Raw genomic sequence first — 23901 nt, 5'->3', positions numbered from 1 at the left:
GGTCGTCCTCAATTCGACAGGTCGTGTCGTACGGCTTCGAGCAGCTCGTCCAGGCTGAGCCCGCCGAGGTCGGCGTCGGGGTCGACCGGCTCGGTGTTCGGTACAGGGAGGGGCGTGACGGACGTGACGGGCGCGGTGGGCGCGGCGAACGCGGGCCCGTCCGACTGCGCCGCCGACTGGTCCTCTTCGGAGAGCAGTTCGGCGAGGCAGCGGGTCAGCGCGGAGACGGTCGGGTGGTCGATGGCCACCGTCGCGGGAAGGTCCAGGTCGAGGGCGTGCTCCAACTCGGACCGCAGGTCGATCACCATGATCGAGTCCAGTCCGAGGTCGGCGAAGCCCACCGAGTCGCGGACCGCGCCGGGGTCGCCCAGCAGGCGGCCGACCAGCTCGCGGACCGACTCCAGCAGCAGCTCCTCGCGGACCGGGCCGGGCACCTCCGAAAGGCGGCGGCGCAGCCCGCCCCGGTCACCCGCCGCCGGAGCGGCGGCCGATGCGGCGGACAGGCCCGATCGGGCCGGGGCGTCCGTCGGGATCAGCCGCTCGACCAGCGCGGACGCCGGGGATCCGGCGAGCCGCTCCCGGTAGCGGGCGGGATCCAGCGCCACGGCCGCCAGCCGCGGCAGGTCACCGGCTACGGCCAGTGCCAACAGCGGACGCGCCTCCTCGTCACTGAGGGGCTTGACGCCCATCCGCTCCGCCGCGCGGCTCACCACCGCGTTGCCCGCCAGGCCGGGACGGTCCTGCGGCACCCACGGACCCCAGTTAACCGCAGTCGCCGGCACGCCGGACGCCCGCAGACGCCGGGCCAGACCGTCCAAGTAGCCGTTGGCGGCGGCGTAGTTGACCTGCCCGGCGGAGCCCAGCAGGGCGGAGACGGAGGAGAAGAGGACGAAGGCGTCCAGCTCCTGTCCGGCCTCGGCCACGGCGTGCGCCAGGTTCTCCGCGCCGAAGGCCTTGGCCGCGAAGACGCGGTCGAAGGATTCCGGCGTCAGCTGGTCGAAGGGCCGGTCGTCGGTGCCGCCCGCGAGGTGGAAGATCCCGCGCAGCGGCGTCGCGGCACGTGCGCTGCGGACCGCCTCGACGCAGTCCTCGGCCCGGGTGACGTCCCCGGCGACCACGGTGACCGCGACTCCGGCCTGCTCCAGCTCGGCGATGACCGCGCGGGCCACCTCGTCGGGCTGCGAGCGGCCCATCAGGGTCAGCGCCGGAGCGCCCTGGGCAGCAACGGTGCGGGCCACGCTGAGCCCGAGGGCGCCCAGGCCGCCGGTGATCAGCACGCCGCCCTGCCACTGCGGGTCCTCCGGCGCGTCCTCGGCCGCCTCCAACCGGGCCACCCGGACCCCGTCCGCGCCGAGCGCGAACCGGGACTCGGAGAGATCGGCGGAGACCGCGCGCGTCAGCAGCGCGGACAGCTCGGCGGCGTCCCACTCCGGCTCCAACGCGACGCGCAGCAGCCGACGTTGGGCGTCCTCGACCTCCAGGGCGGCGAGCATGCCCCAGACGCTCTCGCGGGCCGGAGCGGTCGCCGCGTCGGCGCCCGCCAGCACCACGTACGGGGTCTGCCTGCCGGTCTCGTCGGCCAGTTGGGCGGCGAGACCGGTCGCGGCGGCGAGCGCCTCGGCGGCACCGGCCGGGGCGTCGTCGCCGAAGGCCAGCAGCCGGGCGTCGAGCACCAGGTCGGCACTGCCCTTGGCACTGCCCTTGGCGCTGGTCGTCACCGTGTGGCCCAAGCCGCGCAGGGACTTGGTGAGCGCCTTGGCACGGGAGTGGGTCCCGCCGACCAGCCGGATCCGCAGCGGGGCTGCTTCAGCCGACTCGGCCTTCGGAAGCGGGTACCAGCCGAGCGTGTAGGCGTGCGCGACGCCGCCGCGCAGGCTCTGCTCCAGCACCGCACGCGGCGCGTGCCGGACCCGGAAGCTGTCGGCGACCATCACGCTGCCGCCGTCGGCGCGGAACATGTGCAGGTCGGCCGTCTCCACCCGGCTGCGGCCGTTCGGCAGCGGCTCGGCGCGGGTCACGCTGACGTGGCCCCACAGCTCCTCGCCCGCTTCGGGACGGCCCGGGAAGGAGATCCTGGTCGCGGCGAACGGGATCGCCAGCGAGGGCGCCTCCTCCGCCACGTCGTCGACCATGAAGCCGGCGATGGACTGGAAGCAGGAGTCGATCAGGCCCGGGTAGATCTCGTAGTTGCCCACCGGGTCCGGCAGTTCGGGCTGGGCGTAGCGGACCAGCGCCTCGGTGCCGCGGATCCACACGTCGGCGATCCAGCGGAAGGACGGGCCGAGCGTGTAGCCCAGCTCGCGGAAGTACTGGTAGAACTCCGCGCCCGTGATGTGCCGGTCCGCCGAGGCCTGGAAGGCCGCGCGGTCGGGCGTCGGGTGCACGGCCGGGCGGGGTTCGCCGACCCGACCGCTGATGTGGCGCTGCCAGACGCCGCGCTCCGGGTCGAGCAGCGAGTGGACGCTCAGCTCACGCGCGTCCTTGCCACCGTGGGAACCGGTGCCGACCAGGATCTGCGTCTCGTACCGCTCGCCGTCCTTGATGACCAGCGCGCGCGGGCAGACCAGGTCCTCGACGGCGAACGGCCGTCCCTCGCCCGCGAGTGCGGAGAGCACGGTGGCCAGGTGCGAAGCGGCCGGGGTGACCACGGTGCCGTAGAGGCGGTGGTCGGTCAGGTAGGCGGGGAAGTCCGAGCGGCGCTCGAACGAGAACGCACGACCGGACAGGGCGGGCGAGTGGAGCTCGCTCCCCCAGTGCCGGGTACTGCGCGGGCCCGCTTCAACCGGGACACGTGAGCCCTCAGCACCAGAGGTCGTCCAGTAGCGGGTCGCCGCGAACGGGTAGCGCGGGGCCTCGGCGCGGTCCGCGCCGGTCGCCGCCTGGACGGCGGTCCAGTTCAACTCCGCGCCCTGCTCGTACAGGGCCTGGGCGGCGGCCAGCATGACCGCCCGCTCGTCACCGCCGCGTCGCAGCGACGGCGCCACCCCACCCGCCGGAGCGAGACCGGCGGCGGAGACCAGGTTGCCCAAGGTGCGGTCCGGGCCGATCTCCAGGCAGAAGTCGATGTCCAACTCGGCCAGCTGCGCCGCGCCCTGGTGGAACAGGACGGGACGCCGGACGTGACGGCCCCAGTAGGCCGGGTCGTACTCGTCCGGGCGGGCCAGCTTGCCCGTGACGTTGCTGACGATCGGGATGCGCGGCGCGGCGAAGGAGAACGGCGCCATCACCGCCTCCAGCTGCGGCAGGATCGGCTCCATCAGCCGCGAGTGGAAGGCGTGCGAGACGACCAGGTTGCGTGCCTGGACCTTCCGCTCCTTCATCCGCGCGGCGAACTCGGCCAGCAGCTCCGGCGCACCGGCCACCACCACGGACGACGGACCGTTGACGGCGGCGATGTCGATACCCCGCCCGCTTTCGGCACCCAGGCCGCTCTCGGCGAGCCACTCGGTGACCTGTTCCAGCGTCGCCGCGACGGCCAGCATGCCGCCATGCTCGGTGCCCTGCATCAGCCGGGCCCGCTCGGTGATCAGGGCCAGGCCCGCCTCCAGGGAGAGCACCCCGGCGTGGATCGCCGCGGCGACCTCGCCGACGCTGTGCCCGATCACGGCGGACGCGGTCACGCCCCACGAGCGCCACAGCTCGGCCAGCGCCAGCTCCAGCGAGACCAGCGCGGGCTGCGTGTACTGCGTCTGGTTGACCAGGTCCTTCTCCACGCCGTGGAAGAGGAGTTGGTGCAGCGAGATGCCCAGCGCCGGGGCCGCGATCCGGTCGCAGGCGTCGAAGGTCTCGCGGAAGACCGGCTCGCTCTCGTAGAGCCTGCGGCCCATGCCGAAGTACTGGCTGCCCTGGCCGGAGAAGAGGAACGCCACCTTGGGCGCGCGCTCCGCCGGGCCGTGCGCCTCTTCCTTCTCCAGCGCGGCAGCCAGCTCCTCGCGGGTGCGGCCGACGACCGCGCGCCGCATGCCCAGGTGCGCCCGGCCGCGACCGGCGGTCACGGCCAGCCCGGCCACCTGCGCGTCCGTCGCCTGCGCGAGGCGCTCGCGCCAGCCGTCGGCGACCCGGGTCAGTCCCTCCGCGTCGGGTGCGGAGAGCGGCAGCAGGAACGGCCCCTCGGCCACCTCCTGGCCCGCACCGGACGCCGGACGCGGTGCGGCCTCGCCCACGATCACATGGGCGTTGGTGCCCGAGAAGCCGAAGCCGGAGACCCCGGCCAGGCGCGGCCTGGCACCGTTCCCACCCGCCCGCCACGGGATCGCCTCGTCGACGACGCGCAGGTTCATCTCCCGCCACGGCACCCGCGGGTTGCGGGTGTCCGCGTGCAGGTTGGCCGGCAGCACGCCGTGACGCAGCGCCAGCACCGTCTTGATGACGGCGGCGACACCGGAGGCGGACTCGCAGTGGCCGATGTTGCTCTTGACCGAGCCGATCATCAGCGGCCGACCCGGCTCCCGGCCGCCACCGAAGGCGGACCAGGCGGCGCTCAGCTCGATCGGGTCGCCGAGGGCGGTCCCGGTGCCGTGCGCCTCCAGGTAGTCGATGTCCGCGCCGGTGACGTTCGCGTCGGCCAACGCGGCGGCGATGACGGCCTGTTGGGCCTTGCCGCTCGGGGCGGTGAGCCCGGAGGACGCGCCGTCCTGGTTGACCGCGCTGCCGTGCAGCACGGCCAGCACGCGGTCACCGTCGCGCTCGGCGTCACTGAGCCGCTTCAGCACCAGCACGCCGCAGCCCTCCGCCCGGACGAAGCCGTCGGCCTCGGCGGAGAAGGTCTTGCAGCGGCCCTCGGGCGACAGCATGTGCGCCCGGCTGACGGCGACCGAGCACTCGGGCGAGGCGATCACGTTCACCCCGGCCGTCAGCGCGGCGTCCGTCTCCCCGGCGCGCAGCGAGCGCATCGCCAGGTGCAGCGCGACCAGGGAGGAGGAGCAGGCGGTGTCGATCGCCAGCGCGGGGCCGTTGAGGCCCAGCAGGAAGGCGAGGCGACCGGCGGCGGCGTTGAGCGCGGTGCCGGTGGAGTAGTACGCGTCGAGCTGGTCCAGTCCGTCGCGCTCCAGCAGGCGGGCGTAGTCGGAGTTGGAGATACCGAGCCAGACGCCGGTCCGGCTGCCCTTGAGGCCGTGCGGGTCGGTGCCGCTGTCCTCCAGGGCGTGCCAGGCGACCTCCAGCAGCAGCCGGTGCTGCGGGTCGAGGCTGCGCGCCTCGCGGGCGGGGATGCCGAAGAACCCGGCGTCGAACCGGGCCCGGTCGGTGAGGAACCCGCCCTGGTCGGTGGTGATCCGCCCGGCCTTGACCGGGTCGGGGTCGGTGAGCCGCTCGCGGTCCCACAGGTCCGTGGTGACCGCGCCGACGCCGTCCCGGCCCTCGCGCAGCAGCGTCCAGAGCTCCTCGGTGGAGTCCGCGCCGGGGAAGCGACCGGCCATGCCGACGATGGCGATGGGTTCGTGGGCGGTGGGCCTCACCGGTTCGGGCTGAACCACGCGCTCAGCAGGCGCGGGCGCGACGGGAGTCACGACCGGCGCCGCTCCGACGACCGGCAACGGCGCGGGCGCGGGCGCGACAGCAACTGGAACCACGGGCTCGACCGTCACCGGAGCGATCAACTCCAGGAGTCGTTCCGTCAGTTCGGCGACCGTCGGGTGGTCGAAGACATCTGTCACCGAGAGCGGCACGGCGTACTCGTCGGCGAGGGCGGTGGCCAGGTCGGAGGCCATGATCGAGTCGAGGCCGAGATCCAGGAAGCCCCGGTCCTCCTCGATCGTCCGGCCCTCGGCGTGGCCGAGGATCGCGGCGACCGTGCGGCCGACGCGCGAGCGCAGGCCCGCCGCGCGGACCGCCTCCGGCAGCGCCAGCACCTCTGCGGCACCCATACCGTTCGGAGTTGACACGACAGTGGCGGCAGCGGACTTCGGTGCCACCTCGTCGAAGAGCGGGCGGGCCCGGCGCGAGGACATCACCGGGATGAAGCGCGGCCAGTCCACCTCGCAGGCCAGCAGCAGCGGGTCGTTGCCCGAGGCGGGCACCGCCAGGGCTGCCGCGCCGGTCTCCGGGGTGAGCGAGACGACGCCCATCCGGGCCAGGTCGGCGCGACTGTCGGCGTCGGCCATGCCGTCCAACGCCCAGGGCCCGAAGGCGACGACGCTGGAGGGCAGGCCCGCAGCGGCGCGGACCGCGCCGATCGCGTCCAGACCGCCGTTGGCCGCCGCGTAGGCGCCGTAACCGTCGGTGCCCCACAGGGCGGAGACGGAGGAGGTCTGAACGAAGAAGTCGAGCGGCCACTGACTGCTCATGCTCTGCAGGTGCAGCCACCACGCGCCGTCGAACTTGCCGCGCAGGGCGGCCAGGTAGGAGTCCGTATCGGCGTCGGCCAGCGCGCCGTGCGGGAGCGTACCGGCGGCGTGGACGACGCCACGGATCTCCGGTAGTCCCGGCAATTCGGCTGCGGCCGAGGTGAGGGCCTGCGCCAGCGCGCGCGGGTCGGCGACGTCGGCGGCGGCGTAGCGCGCCTGGACGCCGTCGGCGCGCAGCGAGGCGAGCAGTTCCCGTGCGGGCTCGGCGAGTTCGCCCTCCGGTCGGCGGCCGAGCAGCAGCAGGTGACGCGCGCCGCGTCGGACGAAGTCGGCGATCAGGGCGCGTCCGACGCCGCCGAGGCCACCGGTCAGCAGGTAGGTGGCGTCCGGACGGATCGTCAGCGGCTGGACGGTGGTCACTTCGGAGGACGACGTCACGCGGGCGACCAGGACCTCGCCGTCGCGGACGGCCGCCAGGTCCTCGCCGTCCGGGGCGGCCAGCAGGCGCAGCAGCGCGTCGGCGTCGGCCGCGGTCGGCTCGGCCGGGAGGTCGACGACACCGCCCCAGCTGCGCGGCGACTCCAGGCCCAGCACGGGCGCGAGGCCGTGCAGCAGACCGTGGTCGGTGGCGCTGATCACGTCCCCGTCGCGGACCGGACGGCTGCCCCGGGTGAGCGCGAAGGCGCGGCCGTCGGTGGTGGCGAGGGCGAGCACGGCGTCGGTCGTGGCCGCGCAGAGTGCGGCTCCGGCGGCGGCCGGGTCGAAATCACCTGCGGCCTCGGGCAGCGCGGTGGCGCGGAACGCGAGCGCCAGCGTCACGGGCCCGGCCGGGCGGGCGGCCCAGAGCTGCTCCCATTCCGCGCGAGACTGCGGGAGTGCGGCGCGGTCCCAGCCGTCGGGCAGCGCGAGGTCCGCGATGCCGGCCGGGGCGAGCACCGTCCCGGTCCGCCCGGCGCGGGCGGCAATGGATGCGATAACCGACGCTTCGTCACCCGCCAGTACCAGCAGGCCCGTTGTGACGTCGACCGCAGGAGTGTCGGATGCGGGGGCCACCCACGGCCGCCACGCCAGGGCCTGCCGGGTCAACGCCGGAGCGGCGGCAACCGCAGCCGTCTCGACCGCCGTCTCCTCCGGGGCGTGGCGCTGACGCTGCCACGGGTAGGCGGGCAGCGTGAGCACCCGGCGCGGCAGCGCGGCGAGCGCCTCCGGCGTGGCGTCGTCGACCAGGGTGACGGCGGTGTCCGGCGTCCCCGCCGCCAGCGCGGCGAGCGCCTTCAGCGCGGCGGCCCGGTCACCGGCAGCAACTCGCGCGCGAACGGCCTGCCGGGAGCGGCCGAGCGTCACGGTGTACGCGTAGGCGGCGTAGTCGGCGTCCGTCGCCGCCCGCAGCGCCTCCTCGTGGCGACGGGCGAGTTGACGCAGCGCGCCCGGCGTCGCGGCGGAGAGCTCGAAGCCGGTCGGCTCACCGTTGTCCACAGCCTGTGCATCAGCAGCACCGGCCTCCGGAGCAGCGCCCAGCACGATGTGCGCGTTGGTGCCGCTCATGCCGAACGAGCTGACGCCCGCGTAGCGACCGCCCGGACCGGTCGGGTGCCACGGCGTCAGCTCGGTGGCGAAGGTGATGCCCGTGCCGTCCAGCTCGATCCGCGGGTTGCGGGTGCGGAAGTGGACCAGCGGCGGGACCGCCTTCTCCTTCAGGCAGAGCACGGCCTTGATCAGGCCCGCGATGCCCGCCGCCGCCTCCAGGTGGCCGACGTTGGCCTTGACCGAGCCGACGTGCAGCGGCGCACCGCTGTTGCGGCGGCCGAGCGCGCCCGCCAGGCCCTCCATCTCGATCGGGTCGCCGAGCGAGGTGCCGGTGCCGTGGGCCTCGATCAGGCCGATGTCGGCGGGCGTAAGGCCGGCGTCCTTGAGCGCGTCGCCGATGAGGGCCGTCTGGGCGAGGACGTTGGGCGCGGTGAAACCGCTGGAACGACCGTCCTGGTTGACGGCGGAGCCCTGGATCACGGCGTGGATCCGGTCCCCGTCCCGGACGGCGTCGTCCAGGCGCTTGAGCACGAGCACTCCCGCGCCCTCACCGCGCGTGAAGCCGTTGGCGCGCGCGTCGAACGGCTTGCACAGCCCGTCCGGCGCCAGCGAGCGGGTCTGCTCCACCAGCCGCGTCGAGCGCGGCGACAGCACCAGGTTGACGCCACCGACCAGCGCGGTGTCGCACTCGCCGCGCCGCAGCGCCTGTCGGGCCAGGTGGACGGCGACCAGCGAGGACGAGCAGGCGGTGTCGACGGCCATGGCTGGACCGGTCAGACCCAGGGTGTAGGAGAGGCGGCCGGCCGCGAAGCAGTGGCCGTTGCCGGTGGCCCAGTAGGCGTCCGGCTCGCCCTGCATCCAGTCGCGGTAGTCCTGGCCGGTGATGCCGACGTAGAGGCCGGTGCGCGCGTCGGCCAGGGTCTCGGGGACGATCGCGGCGTCGTCCAGCGCCTCGGCGGCGACCTCCAGCAGCAGCCGGTGCTGCGGGTCCAGGCCGCGGGCCTCACGGGGGCTGATGCCGAAGTAGTCGGCGTCGAACTCCAGGACCTCGTCGAGGAATCCGCCGCGGTGCGGCAGCTTCTCCCACTCCGGGGCGAAGCGGCCCATCCGGGCGCGCGGCATCGGGCGGACCAGGTCGGCCCCGCCGGAGAGGGCCTGCCAGAAGCCGTCGAGATCTTCGATGCCGCCGGGCAACCTCAGCCCGATGCCGACCACGGCGAGTGGCTGCGGGCCACTCGCCGCGTCGAGTTGGGCCCGGAGGCGGCGGATCGTGTCCATCGCCCGGGTCAGCGGCGTCGTCGCCGGTGCGCCGGAAGGTGCGCCGGAAGGCGTGGCAGCGGCGGCTGTTGTGGTGTCGGAGCTCGGTTGCATGGGTCTGCACGTCCTCACAGGAAGGGATCGGGTCTCCCGGGCGCGGGCGCGGGGGTGCCCGGCACCCCCGCCCAGCCGAAGCCGGGCAAGGGGTACCGGGCTTACGGCAGCGCTCAGTTGTCGGCGGTGGCCGACTCGGCGAGCCGTTCGCAGAGCACTCCGGACAGGGCCTTGGTGTTGCCGTACGTCCACAGCAGCGTCGGCGAGAGCTTGAGGCCGAACGCTGCCTCCAGGCGGTTGCGCAGTTCCAGACTCATCAGCGAGTCGAGGCCGAGGGCCTTGAACGGGGTCTCCCGGTCGATGGCGGTGGTCTCCAGCCGCAGCACGCGCCCGGCGAGCTCCCGCACCTTCGACTCGACCGACTCCGGCCAGCTGCCCACCGGCGCAGCCAGCAGCCCGGCGAGGAACTCGCTGCCGGCGCTCTGCCCGCCACCCTGCTCGGCGGCCTGGCGGAGCACCTGCCAGCTGCGCAGGGCAGCCGTGTCCGGGTAGGCGTCGAACCACTGACGCAGGTTCAGCGGGACGAAGCCGAGCACCCGCTCGTCCTCCTCCAGGAACTGGCCGAGCGCCCGCCAGGCGTCCTCCGCCCCGAAGCCGCCCATGCCGCGCTCCTCAAGGCGCGCACCACGGTTGGCGTCGGAGGCGGCCAGACCGATGTCCTCGAACGGGCCCCACTGGACGCTGAGTCCGGCGACGCCGCGACGACGCCGGGCATCGGCCAGCGAGTCCAGGTAGGCGTTGCCCGCCGCGTAGGCGGCCTGACCGGCGTTGCCGAAGAGCGCCGCCGCCGAGGAGAAGAGCACGAACAGGTCGAGGTCGTCGTCCTCGGTCAGCTTGTTGAGGTTCCGGGCACCGTCGATCTTCGGGGAGATGACCCGCTCGATCTGCTCGGCCCTGACGTTGAGCACGGTGGCGTCGTCGAGCAGCCCGGCCGCGTGGAACACCCCGCGCAGCGGCGGGAGTTCGGCCCGCGCCCGGTCCAGCACCGCGGCCAGGGCCGCCGTGTCGGCCACGTCGACCGAGTAGCTCTCCACCCGGACGCCGTCCGCCCGCAGTGCCTCGATCCGCTTGGCGGCCTCGGCGTCCGGGGTGCGGCGGCCGAGCAGGGCGAGCCCGCCCGCGCCGTTGGCGGCCAGGTGCTCGGCCAGGGAGAGGCCGAGGGCGCCGAGACCACCGGTGATCAGGTAGCTGCCGTCGGCGCGGAACCGCCCGCCCGGCAGCGGCTCGGGCCGGATCCCGGTCACCTGGCCGGGGCCGACCAGCACGAACTTGCCGATGTGGCTGCCGTGCGACATCTCCCGCAGCGCCTCGGCGGACTCCGCGAAGGTGTGCACCAGGACCGGCAGCGGCTTGATCTCGCCGGTCAGCACCCGCGCCCAGACGTCCGCGAAGAGGCGGGCGAAGCGCTCGGGGCGACGGTCCATCAGCCCGGCCAGGTCGACTGAGGCGAAGGTCAGGCTCTTGCGGAAGTCACCGAGGCCGATGCCGCGGTCCGCGTAGATGTCCTTCTTGCCGACCTCGATGAACCGGCCGTCCTCGGCCAGCACCATCAGGCCCAGCGGGATCGCCGCACCCGTGAGCGAGTTGAGCACGACGTCGACGCCCCGGCCACCGGTCACCGCGCGCACCTCGTCGGCCCAGGTGAGCTCGCGGGAGTCGAAGACGTCCTCGACGCCGAGCGAGCGCAGGTAGTCGCGCTTGCGCTCGCTGCCCGCCGTCGCGATGACGCGGGCGCCGACGGACTTGGCGACCGCGATCGCGGCAAGGCCGAGGCCACCGGCGGCGGAGTGGACCAGGACGGTCTCGCCCTCGGTCAGCCGGCCCAGGTCGACCAGGCCGTGCCAGGCGGTGGCGAGCACCAGCGGCAGCCCGGCGGCGTCCTGGTCGGCCATGCCGTCCGGGATCGGCCGGGTGTGGTCGGCGCGGACCGTGACGTGCGAGGCGAGCGAGCCGAAGACACACGCCACCACCCGGTCGTCGACCTGCACGCCGGTGACGCCCTCGCCGACGGCGACGACGCGTCCGGCGCACTCGCCGCCCAGCAGGTCGGCCCCGGCGGTGCCGTCGGGGTAGGTTCCCATCGCCTTCATCACGTCGATGAAGTTGAGCGCGGACGCGGTGACCTGGACCTCCACCTCGCCCGGACCGGGGGTGCGGCGGCTCTGCGGGCGGAACTCCAGGCTGTCCCAGAAGCCGGGCTTGGCGGCGACGAGCCGGAACGGCTGGAGGCGGCTGTGCCAGGGGTAGGCGTGCTCCTCGCCGGGCGCGGCGCCCCGGGTGAGGCGGCCCGCCAGCCGGCCGGTGGGACGCAGCGCGAGCTGGTCCTCCTCGTCGCCGCAGAGCAGTTCGGCGGCGGTCTCGGCGGCCCACTCGGTCCAGTCGGCGGCGACGTCGAGCAACTGCGGGCGCAGCTCCGGGTGTTCGCGGCGCAGCACGCGGGTGAAGCCCCAGAACAGGGCCGCGCCGGGGTCCGGCCGGTCCTCGTCGGCGGCGGCCTGGGCGTCGACGGTGAGCACCGTCAGCCGGGGCGACTCGGGCAGCGTCAGCGTGGCGCGGACCAGGCAGGCCAGGGTGTGCAGCGCGGCGCGCTGGGCCGGCTCGCCCGCGTCGGCGGCGGGGACGAGGTGCACCAGGCCGGTCAGGCCCTCGTGCTCGCGCAGCGAGGCGGCGAGCGCGGTCTCGTCCGGCGCGGCCTCAACGGCCAGGGCGGCGGCGGTGGTTCCGGCCTCGGCCAGCGCGGCGACCAGGGCCTTCGCCCGCTCCCCGTCGGCGGCGGCGTGGACCACGGCCCAGGAGCCGGTGACCGGCTCGGCCGAAGGCTCGGAACCCTCCGAAGCCTCCGAAGCCTCGGGGCGCGACACGGCGCGGAAGCGGAGCCGGTGCAGCAGCTCGGTGTCGGACTCGTCGATCTCCTCGGCGGCCAGCACCTGGAGCGTCAGGCCCTCCAGCGTCACCAGCGGCTCCCGCTCGGCGCCGAAAAGCACCACGTCGAAGGTGGTGGCCCCGCGGCGGACCGCGTGCGACCAGCCCGCGACGACCGGCTCGGCCAGCTCGCTGTGGAGCAGCACCCGCTCCACCGCGACCGGAACCACCGTCTCGTCGCCGCCGACCAACGCCAGCGACACCTGCAGCGCCGCGTCCAGCAGCGCCGGGTGCAGGGCGGACGGGCGGGCGCCGGCGCGGCAGCGGGCCGGGAGCTCCAGCGCGCCGAGCGCCTGGACGCCCTCGGCGTGCAGGGCGGTGACGCCCTGGAAGGCCGGGCCGTAGTTGAGGCCGCGTGCGGTGCAGGCGGCGTAGAAGTCGGCGGGCTGCTCGGCCTCGATCTCCAGCAGCGCCTCGGGGAACGCCGGGAGTTCGCGCTGCTGGGCACGGCGGGTGAGCCGGCCGGTGGCGTGGCGGGTCCAGCCGGTGGTGCCGACGGCCAGCGAGAGCAGCGTGAAGCTGCCGCCCTCGGTGACGTCGTCGCGCCACAGTGCGGAGAGCCGGACCACGTCGTGACCCGACGCGGCCTGACCCGACGCAGCCTGGCCGAGGGTCAGGTTGTCGCGGAAGACGAAACCCTCGACCGTGCGCGGCAGTTCGCCAGTGCGGGCGCGGGCGGCCGTCAGCGACAGCGACAGCATCGCCGCGCCGGGCAGCACCACGGCCTCGTGGACCTGGTGGTCCCGCAGCCACGGGTACTCCGCCAGGTCGAGCTCCAGCTCGCCCTGCCAGGCATCCTCCTCGCCCGGACGCGGGGCCAGCTCGAACTCCAGCGCCCCGCCCGCGGACTGGCGACGGCGGCCCTGGGCGGTCCAGTGACTGGTGCGGTTCCACGGGTAGCCGGGGACGGCGGCGTGGGCGGCACGCGGCAGCAGGCCGAAGGGCTCAAGACCGGCGACGTAGCCGCGGGCCAGGGCGAGCGTCAGGTCGGCGGGGGCGCCGTGGCCGCGCCGCAGCGTGGAGAGCACCTTGGCGGGCTCGTCCCGCAGCTCGGCGAGCTGCTCGATCGCCGGGGCCAGCACCGGGTGCGGGCTGATCTCGACGACGTGGGTGATCCCGTCGTCCAGCAGCTTGCCCAGGGTGTCGGCGAAGAGGACCGGGCTGCGCAGGTTCTCCACCCAGTACGCGCAGTCCATCTCGGGGCCGTCGAGCAGGGCGGTGCGCACGGTCGACATCAGCGCGATCTCGCCATGCTTGGGGGCCACGTCGGCGAGGGCGACCATCAGGTCGTCGCGCAGCTCGTCCATCTGCGGGCTGTGCGAGGCGTAGTCGACCTTGACCAGGCGGCAGTAGACGCCGTCGGCCTCCAGGATCTCGCGCAGCATCAGCACCGCGTCGCTGTAGCCGGAGAGCACGCAGGAGGAGGGGCCGTTGTTGACGGCCAGCGCGACCTGGTCCTCGAAGCCCTCCAGCGCGGCGCGGGCCTGCTCGACGCTGAGGTCGACGGCGAGCATCAGGCCGCGGCCCGAGGTGCGGCGGGCGATGGCGCTGCGGCGGGCCATCACCATCGCGCCGTCCTCGTAGGAAAGGATCCCGGCGAGGGTGGCGGCGGTGATCTCGCCCTGGCTGTGGCCGATCACGACGTCGGGCTCGACGCCCGCGGCGCGCCAGACCTCGGCCAGGCCGAGCGACATCGCCCAGAGCGCCGGCTGGAGCATGTCGATCCGCTCCAGCCACTCCTCGCCCGCCGCGCCGGAGACCACGTCGGCGACGTTCCAGTCCACGTACGGGGCCAGGGCCTTGGCGCAGCGGTCGATGACGGCGGCGAAGACGGGGCTGCCCGTGTAGAGCTCCTTGCCCATCTCGCTCCACTGCGAGCCCTGGCCGGGGAAGACGAAGGCGGTACGGCCCTGGGTGTGGGCGCGGCCGGTGACCACACCGGGCGCCTCACCCTCCGGCTCGGCGGCGAAGGCCCGCAGTCCGGCGGCGAGTTCGGCGGCGTCGGCGCCGACCACGGCGAGCCGGGCCGGGAACTGGTCGCGCTGGTGGCCGAGCGTCCCGGCGATCGCGCGGAGGGTCGCGGTGTCGGCGTCCTCGGGCAGTGAGTCCGCGAGCTCGGTGGCGCGGGCGCGGAGCGCCTCGTCGCCCTGGGCGGAGAGCGGCAGCAGCACCGGCAGGCCGGAGTCGGGGGCCCGAACCACAGCGGTGGTCTCCGGCGCGCGGCCGATCACCACGTGGGCGTTGGTGCCGCCCCAGCCGAAGGAGTTGACGCCGACGTAGAGCGGGCCGTCCTGCGGCAGCTCCAGCGGCTCGCGGACCACCTTCAGGTTGAGCTCGTCGAAGGGGATCTCCGGGTTGAGCTCGGCGCTGTGCAGGCTCGGCGGGACCACGCCGTGCTCCAGCGACAGGATCGCCTTGGCCATGCCGCCCATACCGGCGGCGGCCTCCAGGTGACCGATGTTGGTCTTGACCGAGCCGATGCCGAGGGGGCCGAGCGCCCGGTCGCGGCGCTGGCCGATCACCCGGCCGATGCCGCGCGCCTCGATCGGGTCGCCGCGGTAGGTGCCGGTGCCGTGCGCCTCGATGTAGCCGACGCGGTCCAGCGGGATCGAGCCGTCGCCGTAGACCTGACGCAGCAGGTCCTCCTGGCCGTCCGGATTGGGGGTGACCAGGCTCTCGCCGCCGCCGTCGTTGTTGACGGCGGTGCGGACGATGACGCCGCGGATCTTGTCGCCGTCCTCGACGGCCTTGGACAGCGTCTTCAGATAGACCGTCACCACACCCTCGCCGCGCACGAAGCCGTCCGCCTGGGCGGAGAAGGCCTGGCAGCGGCCGGTCGGCGAGAGCCCGCCGAAGTGGGTCAGGCCGATCGACACGTCCGGCGCCGTGATCAGGTTGACGCCGCCGACCAGCGCTCCGTCGATGTCGCCGCCGCGCAGCGCCTGGACCGCCAGGTGCAGCGCGACCAGCGAGGAGGAGCAGCCGGTCTCCACGGCCAGGCTCGGCCCGGTCAGGCCGAGGTAGTAGGAGACGCGGGCGGCGACGACGTCCAGCGCGTTGCCGACGGCGCTGTGCTGGGTCGCGCCGACGCCGTGCTCCTTGCGGCGGATCTCGTAGTCGTGCCAGGAGACGCCCACGTAGACGCCGGTGCGGCTGCCCTTCAGCTCGGCGGCGGAGCGCCCGGCGTCCTCCAGGGTGCGCCAGGCGGACTCCATCATCAGCCGCTGCTGCGGGTCCATGCTCTCGGCCTCGCGCGGCGAGATGCCGAAGAAGGTGGCGTCGAAGAGGTCCACGCCGTCGAGGAAGCCGCCGACGGACTGGATCTGACGCTCGGGGTCGAGCTGCGCGGACGTGTCCCAGCGGTCGCCGGGGATCGGACGGACCGCGTCGCCGCGCTCGGTGAGCAGCTGCCAGAAGGCGTCGGTGTCCGGCGCGCCGGGAAGCCGGGCGGCCATGCCGACAATGGCGATCAACTGGTCCGGGTCGTCGGCCGCACCCGGACGGTCAAGGGACTTGGGGTTCTTGGACATGGTGGATGACCTCACGTCACGAAGGGCGGGAGTACGGGTAGCGGGGAGCGGGCTCGGCCTGGCTCGGCCTGGCCTGGCTTCAGGCGGTGGCGGTGGGCGGCTGGGCCGGGGCGGTCGACGTGTCGATCCGCGCCAGACGCAGGTCCTCCGCGTCGATCGGGTGCGGGGCGTTGATGACCTTGCCGAAGATCCGGTACTTCAGCGGCAGGGCGTTGAGCAGCCGGAACCGGGTCCGGCGCAGCAGCACCGCCAGCGGCTTGGACTGGGCGAGCGCGCCCTCCTGCATCCGCTGGTAGCGCGTGACGAACGACTTGTGCTTCTTGCGGGACGCGGCGAACTCCGCGAACGCCGACGCGGGCAGCGGCTGGCGGACTTCCTGACCCTTCGTCAGCGCCTCGGCCACCGCCGGGACCAGACAGACCGCGTCCTGGATGGCCAGGTTGACGCCCTGGCCCAGGATCGGGGTGCAGGTGTGGGAGGCGTCGCCGATCAGCACCAGACCGTCCTTGGCCCACTGCTCCACCTCGGCGGTGAAGATCTCCAGGAAGCCGGTGTTCTCCCAGTCGGTCAGGTGCTCGTCCAGCAGCGGGCGCAGCCGCGGGTCGATCTCCGCGATGCTGTCGCGGAACGTGGCGATGCCCTCGCTGCGCAGCTCACCGAGACCGCGCTTGGGCAGGTTGTGGCCGATGCGCAGCAGGTCGGGGAAGGTCGGCAGGATCACCAACTGCCGGTCGCCGCGCACGACCAGGTCCGCGTCGTCGCCCCAGCCGGCCGGGCGCGGCAGCCGGATCCAGAGGAAGTCGCGCTCCATCGGCGTGACGTCGGCGTTGATCCCGGCCGCCTTGCGCACCTTGGAGAACCGGCCGTCCGCGCCGACGACCAGGCGCGCGTGGACGCGGGTGCGCGAACCGTCGCGGTGCCGCAGCACCGCGCCGCGCACGGCACCGCCCACGCCGTCCTCCTCGATCAGCGAGGTGAACGAGGTGCCGGGCAGGTAGCTGTGGTTGGGCAGCGCCGCCGCGGCCTCGTGGAAGATCCCGATCAGCGAGGGCTGCGGGATGTCGATGGGCAGCACGCCGACATCGAAGCGGTTGTAGTCGACCTGGAAGACGTCGTGGCCCTCCATCCGCATCTTGACGCCGTTGGTGGACAGGTAGCCGTGCTCGCGCAGCGCCGGTCCGAAGCCGAGCCGCTGCAGGGTGACCACGGACGGCGCGGCGATGGTCTCGCCGCGGAACTCGCGGTCCAGCGTCTCCTGCTTCTCGGCGACGACGACGTCGATGCCGCGCCGGGCCAGCAGGCAGCCCAGCAGGGCTCCGGCCGGGCCGCCGCCGACGATCAGGACGTCCGTGGTGAGCTCGCGCTCGGCCCGATCAGTGCGGTCACTCATGGCATCTCCAGGGTCTCGAGACGGTTCTTGGTCCGGGCCAGGACGTCCGAGGCCACGGCTCCGTCGACCACGCGGTGGTCGAAGGCGAGGGAGACGGTGCAGACCGGTCCGATCCGGACCTGGCCGTCCACCGCCACCGGGACGTCCCGGATCCGGCCGATGCCGAAGCCGAACGTGCCCGAGATCATCGGGTAGATCACGCGGACCTGCTCCTGGCCGACCGAGGTCACCGAGAAGACGCCCTGAAGTGCCGCCCGGCGACCGGGATCGCGCATCGCCGCCTTGTAGATCAGCCGGGCCACCGGCAGCGGCAGGCCGCGCATCTTCCTCTGCGCCGCGAACGGGCCCTGGGGGTCCTCGGGATCGGCGTCCTTGAAGGCGTCGACGGCCTCCTGCACCTGGAGCACGGAGAGTTCCGGCACCGACTCGACCACGCCGGACAGCACGCAGCGTGCTCCGGCGACGGTCCGGTCGAAGAGCACCTTGGCGTGGATCTGCTGCGCCTCGGCGATACTGGGCCGCAGCCATCCGGGCCGCAGCACCGAGCGGGCCTCGGGCACCTCGGCAACGACCTCGGCGGCGGCTTTCACCAGCAGGCTGACATAGCCGACCTTGCCGTCGGCGGCCTTGCGCACCTCGCGCATCCGGGTCGCGTCGACCTCGGTGTCGAGGTACACGTGGCAGGTGCTGCGGGCGTCGTGGAGGAAGGTCCAGGTGCCGCGTCGTCCGACCGGCAGCGGCTGGAGCGCGGCGCTCATCCTCTGCTCACCTCCGAGACGCCCGAGACCTCGGCGACCGCTTCCACCATGTCGGCCACGGTGTGCGCGGTGGCGAAGGAGTCGTAGTCCACCGGCGCGCCCAACTCGCGTTCCAGCAGCACCAGTACGCGCATGGCGTTGACGGAGTCCCAGCCGGGCAGGTCGGCGAAGTTCGCGTCCACGGAGATCTCGTCCTCGTCCAGGTCCAGCACCTGGGCCACGACCTCAATCACCAGAGTTGCGGCGTCAGAAGACATCGAGGGGCTCCTTCGTGGAGTCGACCGAGACCGAGCTCGGCAGGTCGGAGAGCGACTTCAGGTCATGGACGTAGACCTGCCGCTCGGGAGTGGACGCGGCGTCGTCGACCGCGAAGCCGAGGCCGGTCCAGAACTCGGCGAAGGCACCGTTCTTGGCGGTGCGGGCGTAGGAGGCACGCACCTCGTGCGCGCCGACGGCGAGCGCGGCGCGCAGCACCAGCCCGATCACCGTCTGCTCGACGTACCGGGAGAAGACCCGGCAGCTGAGCACGAAGTTCTCGACCTCCCAGACGCCCTGCGCGTCCCGGCCGACGGCGAGCGCGGCGATCAGGCCGTTGTCGCCGAAGCGGTCGCGCAGCCGTCCGCTGAGGAAGACCGCCTCGCCCGCGTCCGAGCGCGAGACCACCTCGTCCTCGGCGTAGCGGCGGCCGGTCAGGTTGAACTGGTTGGTCTTGCCGAAGAGTTGGACGATCCGGGCGCGGCTGAGCTCGTTCATCGGCTCGACCGTCAGCTCGGAGCCGAGCCCGGCCAGGTACTCGTCCAGGCTGCCGGTGCTGCGCTGGAGTTCGGCGCGGTCGGCCTCGGCCCGGTAGAGCTGGGTGCGGACCCGGTCCTCGTCGGTCAGCGTCAGCAGGTTGAACTCGCCGCGCGCGGCGACGGTGGACGCGTAGCGGGCCGGGTCGGTCGGCAGCTCCACCGTGGCGACCTCGGGCCGCAGTTCGCGCATCAGGCCGCGCTCGACGGGGTTGTCGTCGACGAAGACCATCGCGTCGGAGCCGATGTTGAGCGTCCGGGCCAACCCGCCCACGGCCTCGGGCTTGGGGTCCCAGGAGGCGGCGATGGCCACGAAGCTGTCCGGGCGCAGCAGCATCTCCGGGTGGGTGGCCATGGCCTCGCGAGCCACCGCGTCCTCGTTCTTGGAGCAGACCGCGAGCATCACGCCCTGCGCCTTGAGGTCGGCGGCCAGCGCCTGGAGCTCCAGGTGCGCCGAGCCGGGGAAGGCCCCGCCGATCCGCAGCGCGGCCACGCCGTCGTCGCCGACGACGCCGCCCCAGAGCGTGTGGTCCAGGTCCAGCACCAGGCACTTGCGGGCCTTGCCCTGGTCCGCGCGGACGACGCGGGCCAGCTCGGCGGCGTAGGCGTGCAGGTACTCGGGCGCGTAGGCGTGTCCGGCGGCGTGCCGCATCCGGTCGGCCGCGGCGAAACCGCCGGCCGCGAAACCGCCGGCCGCGAAGCCGCCGCCCGCGTGCTGCGCCACGGTCTCCCAGGCGAGCACCACGGTGCGCTCCAACCGGGTGGCCAGGCCCAGGATCTCGGCGTTCATCCGCTGCCAGGCGGCTGCCAGCCGCGCCTTTCCCCGGTAGTCCACCAGCCGGTCCGAACGCAGCGCGGTCAGCGGGACGGTGGCCAGCACCAGCAGTCCACCGAGGGTGGCGCGGCACTGCTCCGCCCAGTCGGCCAGCTCCTGAGGGAAGGCCGCGCAACGACGCTCGACCTCGTCGAGGTCGAGCGGGTCGGCGACGGACTCGAAGACTGCCGCGTCGTCGAGCAGCAGCGCGACCAGCTGCGGCTGCAGCGAGGCCAGCGCGGGCGCGCCGGAGAGGATCTCCAGCCGCCACTGGTTGAACCCGGCGGAGCGGATCTCCGGCAGCGTGCGGCGGCGTACCAACTCGGCGGCGAGCAGGTGCGGAAGGGAGTCGAGGGTGGAGGAACCGAGCAGCGCGATCCGGTAGTCGGAGAAACGGTTCTCCTGCTGCAGCGCCTCACGCTGGCCCGCGTCGAGCAGTGCCCCGGCGGACTCCAGCACGAGCGGGTCGCCCTGCGCGTCCATCTCGTCCAGCAGCGCGACGACCGCGTCGCCCGCGCCGTGCAGTCCGGTCTTCTTCAGCGCGCGCAGCTCGCGCAGCGCGCTCCGCCGGACCTGGGTCGAGGGGGCCTCGGGTGTCGTGGTCACCGGTTCCCCTCCGAAGCAGCCGCATCGGAGGGAGCCTGGTAGCGCATGGCCAGACCGGAGACGATCCACTTGGACGACTCGATCGCCGTCGCCAGCATCCGCGCGCCGTCCACGCCCTGTTCCTCCGCGCGGCGGAAGGCCCGGTACAGCTGGATCAGCGGCAGCGCGTTGCCGCTGTTGCCGGTCACGTCCACGCAGTGCACCGCCTGCTCCGGACGGACCCCGAGGCGCTCCCGGATCTTCTCCGCCATCACGCCGTTGAGCTGCGGCGTCAGCACGTGCTCGACCTCCTCGACCGGCCAGCCGACCGAGGCGGAGAGCTCCCGCAGCAGGCTGTCGGCCAGCTCGGGGACGTGGCGCTCGATCGCCTTGTAGTCCTCCTGGCCCATCGCCTCGCGGCGCTCCTTGCCGTCCGGACCGGTGACGAACGGCGCGCCGTCCGCCCCGTACCAGCGCACGGTCTGCGCCGGGGCCCGGCCCTTGCCGACCGCACGCAGCACGATCCGCTCGACGAGCAGCCCGGGCCCGTCCTCCTCGGCCTCGACCACGGCCGCGCCCGCGCCGTCGCCGAACAGCGCGAAGTTGGCCAGCTCGGCCGGGCTGATCTTCCCCAACTGCCGGTTGGCGGGCCACAGCTTGACGACGCTGTCGGCGCCGATGACCAGCCCGCGCCGGGCACCCGCGGTCAGCAGCGCCTGGGCGGTGTAGAGCCCCTGCACCGCGCCCGCGCACCCGGCCGAGAGCTGGAGCGTCGGCAGGTCGTTGAGTCCGAGCCGGTCGGCGACGGTATTCACCGTGGCCGGCATCAGGAAGTCCGGCGAACCGGTGGACAGGATCAGGAAGTCGACCGACCCCGGCTCTACGCCTGCGGCCCGCAGCGCCTGCTCGCCCGCCGCGGTGGCGAGGTCGCCGGTGTTCTTGGGCACACCGTCGGGGCTGTCGGGCTCACAGAAATACCGGGCGCGGTTTCCGGTCATCCGGTCGAGCCAGCGCTCGTGCAGGCCGAAACGCTCGGCCATGTCGGCGTTGCTGACCGGCTCGCCCGGAAGTACCTCACTGAGACCGGAGATTCTCAAAGGAGTCACCTCATTCGACTCAAGGTGGATACGGACTGTTCGGTCGGCGCCACCGGCCGTCCCGGGGCCTGTCCCTGCGCGCGCGACCCGTGTCGGGCCTGGTCGAACACCAGGCCGCTGGCGGCGTGCTCGACGCTAAGGCGGGCCTCTCGACGGCAACTTGAGGCACTTTCGAGCCGCTGACCTGCGGGTTCACCACTCCTGCACGGACCGCCCCACCCCGCCGGGCCCGAAAGTGTGACGCTCGCCACGCGCGTAGAGCAACGCCTCACGGCGCGCCCCACCCACCCGGCTGACGCGATCCTGACGACTTCCATCGGGCCCGGCCGCGTCCCGGACGCCTGCCGTCCGCACCGGCGTCGGACTGTGTTTCCTCAGGCTGTGTCTGACGTAGCGTCAGCAGCGCGGCCAGCACGGCCACCTCCTCTGCCGAGGGCTGCCCCCGCTCGATCCGCAGACTGTCGTCCCCGACGTACGCGTGGTCGCTCACGGACGCGTGGCCCCCGACGTACGCGTGGTCGCTCACGGACGCGTGGCCCCCGACGTACGCGTGGTCGCTCACGGACGCGTGGCCCCCGACGTACGCGTCGCCGCTCACTGCGGCTGGTTCCCGTGCTTGCGGGCCGGCAGGACGGTGTCCTTGGTCCGCAGCATGGCCAGGGCGCTGATCAGGCGGCTGCGGGTCTCGGCCGGGTCGATCACGTCGTCCACCAGCCCGCGCTCGGCCGCGTAGTAGGGATGCATCAGATCCTCGCGGTACTGCGCGATCAGCTCCGCGCGGGTCGCGTCCGGGTCGTCCGAGGCGGCGATCTCGCGGCGGAAGACCACGTTGGCCGCGCCCTCCGCGCCCATCACCGCGATCTCGTTGGTCGGCCAGGCCAGCGCCAGGTCGGCCCCGATCGAGCGGGAGTCCATGACGATGTACGCGCCGCCGTAGGCCTTGCGCAGGATCAGCGAGATCCGCGGCACCGTCGCGTTGCAGTACGCGTACAGCAGCTTGGCCCCGTGCCGGATCACCCCGCCGTGCTCCTGCACCACGCCGGGCAGGAAGCCGGGGACGTCGACCAGGGTCACCAGCGGGATGTTGAAGGAGTCGCAGAACTGCACGAACCGCGCCGCCTTCTCGCTGGCGCTGATGTCCAGCACTCCTGCCAGCACCTGCGGTTGGTTGGCGACGATGCCCACCACCTGGCCGCCGAGCCGGGTCAGCACGCAGAGCACGTTGCCCGCCCACTGCTGGTGGACCTCGTAGAACTCGCCGTCGTCAGCGATCTCCCGGATCACCGCGCGCATGTCGTAGGAGCGCACCGGATCGGCGGGCACCAGGTCCAGCAGCGCCGGGCAGGACCGGTCGGCCGGGTCCACGACCGGTTCGGCGGGCGGCAGTTCGCGGTTGTTGGCAGGCAGCAGCGAGAGCAGGTAGCGGACTTCGAGCAGGCACGTCTCCTCGTCGTCGAAGACGGCGTGGGCGACGCCGGTGGTGGCGGCGTGCACGTCCGCGCCGCCCAGCCCGTTCTGACTGATCTCCTCACCGGTCACGGCCCGGACGACGTCCGGTCCGGTGATGAACATCTGCGCGATGTCGCGGACCATGAAGACGAAGTCGGTCAGTGCCGGCGAGTACGCCGCACCACCCGCGCACGGGCCCAGCATCACGCTGATCTGTGGGATCACCCCGGAGTTGCGGACATTGCGCCGGAAGATCTCGCCGTAGCCGGTGAGCGCGGTGACGCCCTCCTGGATCCGCGCGCCCGCCCCGTCACAGAGGCCGACCAGCGGGGAGCCGGTCGTGGCGGCCATGTCCATCACCTTCTGGATCTTCTGCGCGTGGGCCTCGCCCAGCGCCCCGCCGAAGATCCGGAAGTCGTGCGCGAAGACGAACACCTGGCGTCCGTCGACCAGGCCCCAGCCCGCCACCACACCGTCGGTCCAGGGGCGCTTGTGCTCCAGCCCGAAGCCGGTGGCGCGGTGCCGGCGCAGGCCCTCCACCTCCACGAAGGTGTCCGGGTCCAGCAGCAGGTCGATCCGCTCACGGGCGGTCAGCTTGCCCTTGGCGTGCTGGGCCGCGGTGGCCTGCTCGCTCGGTCCCGCCTCCAGCTGCACCTTCCGCGCGGCCAACTCGGCGGCCAGCGCCGCGGAGTTCGGCCGCGCCGCCGGCTGCTCCTCTCCCTCGGGAGCCTCTGATGCCGCCGGAGCCTCCGGTGCCTCCTGCACGTCGTGCTGCGGCGCGACGTGCAGTCGGACCGGACGCTCGGCCGCCAGTACCGTCCGGCCTTCGTCGATCACAGTCATGCCAGGCCCTTCCCGTAAGCAGACGGGCGCCTCCTCGCGTACCGCCCGTGGGGCTGGGGAGCATCGCGGCCACTGCTCGTGCCGTCCTCGAATCCCGCCCCGGCACTGTCCCAACCAGGGCGGACGACCGGTCTTGTGACGGACCGTACGCGCACCGTCACCGCAATTGTCGGATCCGTGATTTCTGCACGCCGGACCGGTGACCCGGGCACTGGCCCCGCGTCCTTCCTGAGCGGCACAGTGGTCTCGCCACACAGCAGTACGAACTTTGAGCAGCAGTACGAGAAGCGCTCTCGGGTTACTCCGGTGCAGCCAGGCGCCAGGCCGCACCCCGCACCCCGTTGCCCGTGCACACCCGGAATCGCACGCGCTCCAGAGAAGTCCTTCCCCCAGAAACCAAGGAGTTCGCCATGCTGAACGAGACGCTGCTGTGCACCGAGACCACCGACCTCGTCATCGAGAACCTGCAGTACATCCCCGCTGAGACCACTCCCCTGGGCATGTGCTTCTGCTTCAACACCGGCTCCGAGAACGAGTGAC

10 protein-coding genes are annotated in these 23901 nt (G+C 73.4%); 1 reads left to right on the top strand and 9 read right to left on the bottom strand.

Features of this window, described 5'->3' with window-relative positions; translation table 11 throughout:
• Positions 1–8: 8 nt before the first annotated feature.
• From ABH928_RS25575 to ABH928_RS25535, 9 genes are all read right to left on the bottom strand, one after another.
• Positions 9–9182, bottom strand: a complete 9174-nt coding sequence (locus ABH928_RS25575) for an SDR family NAD(P)-dependent oxidoreductase (RefSeq protein ID WP_370070478.1) — start codon at positions 9180–9182, stop codon at positions 9–11.
• Positions 9183–9295: 113 nt separating this feature from the next.
• The gene (locus ABH928_RS25570; protein WP_370070476.1) at positions 9296–15634 is read right to left on the bottom strand and encodes an SDR family NAD(P)-dependent oxidoreductase; all 6339 of its coding nucleotides are present in this window, start codon (positions 15632–15634) and stop codon (positions 9296–9298) included.
• A gap of 79 nt (positions 15635–15713) precedes the next feature.
• Positions 15714–17024: an FAD-dependent monooxygenase gene (locus tag ABH928_RS25565; RefSeq protein ID WP_370070474.1), complete on the bottom strand. Its 1311-nt coding sequence runs from the start codon at positions 17022–17024 to the stop codon at positions 15714–15716.
• Positions 17021–17782, bottom strand: a complete 762-nt coding sequence (locus ABH928_RS25560; protein ID WP_370070472.1) for a 2-oxo acid dehydrogenase subunit E2 — start codon at positions 17780–17782, stop codon at positions 17021–17023. The genes ABH928_RS25565 and ABH928_RS25560 overlap by 4 nt, the downstream gene beginning before the upstream one ends.
• Positions 17779–18039, bottom strand: a complete 261-nt coding sequence (locus tag ABH928_RS25555; RefSeq protein ID WP_370070470.1) for an acyl carrier protein — start codon at positions 18037–18039, stop codon at positions 17779–17781. The genes ABH928_RS25560 and ABH928_RS25555 overlap by 4 nt, the downstream gene beginning before the upstream one ends.
• Positions 18029–19993 (bottom strand): HAD-IIIC family phosphatase, encoded by a 1965-nt coding sequence (locus ABH928_RS25550; protein WP_370070468.1) that lies wholly within the window; start codon positions 19991–19993, stop codon positions 18029–18031. The genes ABH928_RS25555 and ABH928_RS25550 overlap by 11 nt, the downstream gene beginning before the upstream one ends.
• On the bottom strand, positions 19990–21069 hold the full coding sequence (locus tag ABH928_RS25545) for a 3-oxoacyl-ACP synthase III family protein (protein ID WP_370070466.1): 1080 nt from the start codon (positions 21067–21069) through the stop codon (positions 19990–19992). Before ABH928_RS25545 ends, ABH928_RS25550 begins: the two co-directional genes overlap by 4 nt.
• A 268-nt stretch (positions 21070–21337) precedes the next feature.
• The gene (locus tag ABH928_RS25540; RefSeq protein ID WP_370070464.1) at positions 21338–21667 is read right to left on the bottom strand and encodes a hypothetical protein; all 330 of its coding nucleotides are present in this window, start codon (positions 21665–21667) and stop codon (positions 21338–21340) included.
• Positions 21664–23361, bottom strand: a complete 1698-nt coding sequence (locus tag ABH928_RS25535; RefSeq protein WP_370070462.1) for an acyl-CoA carboxylase subunit beta — start codon at positions 23359–23361, stop codon at positions 21664–21666. The genes ABH928_RS25540 and ABH928_RS25535 overlap by 4 nt, the downstream gene beginning before the upstream one ends.
• 410 nt (positions 23362–23771) lie before the next feature.
• Between ABH928_RS25535 and ABH928_RS25530 the strand changes: the two genes are divergently transcribed.
• The gene (locus ABH928_RS25530) at positions 23772–23900 is read left to right on the top strand and encodes a hypothetical protein (RefSeq protein WP_370070460.1); all 129 of its coding nucleotides are present in this window, start codon (positions 23772–23774) and stop codon (positions 23898–23900) included.
• Position 23901 lies beyond the last annotated feature (1 nt).

The sequence above is a fragment of the Streptacidiphilus sp. MAP5-3 genome (assembly GCF_041262505.1).
Lineage (GTDB): Bacteria > Actinomycetota > Actinomycetes > Streptomycetales > Streptomycetaceae > Streptacidiphilus.
The sequence above is the reverse complement of the archived record's forward strand: the minus strand, read 5'-3'. Positions and strand labels throughout refer to the sequence as shown.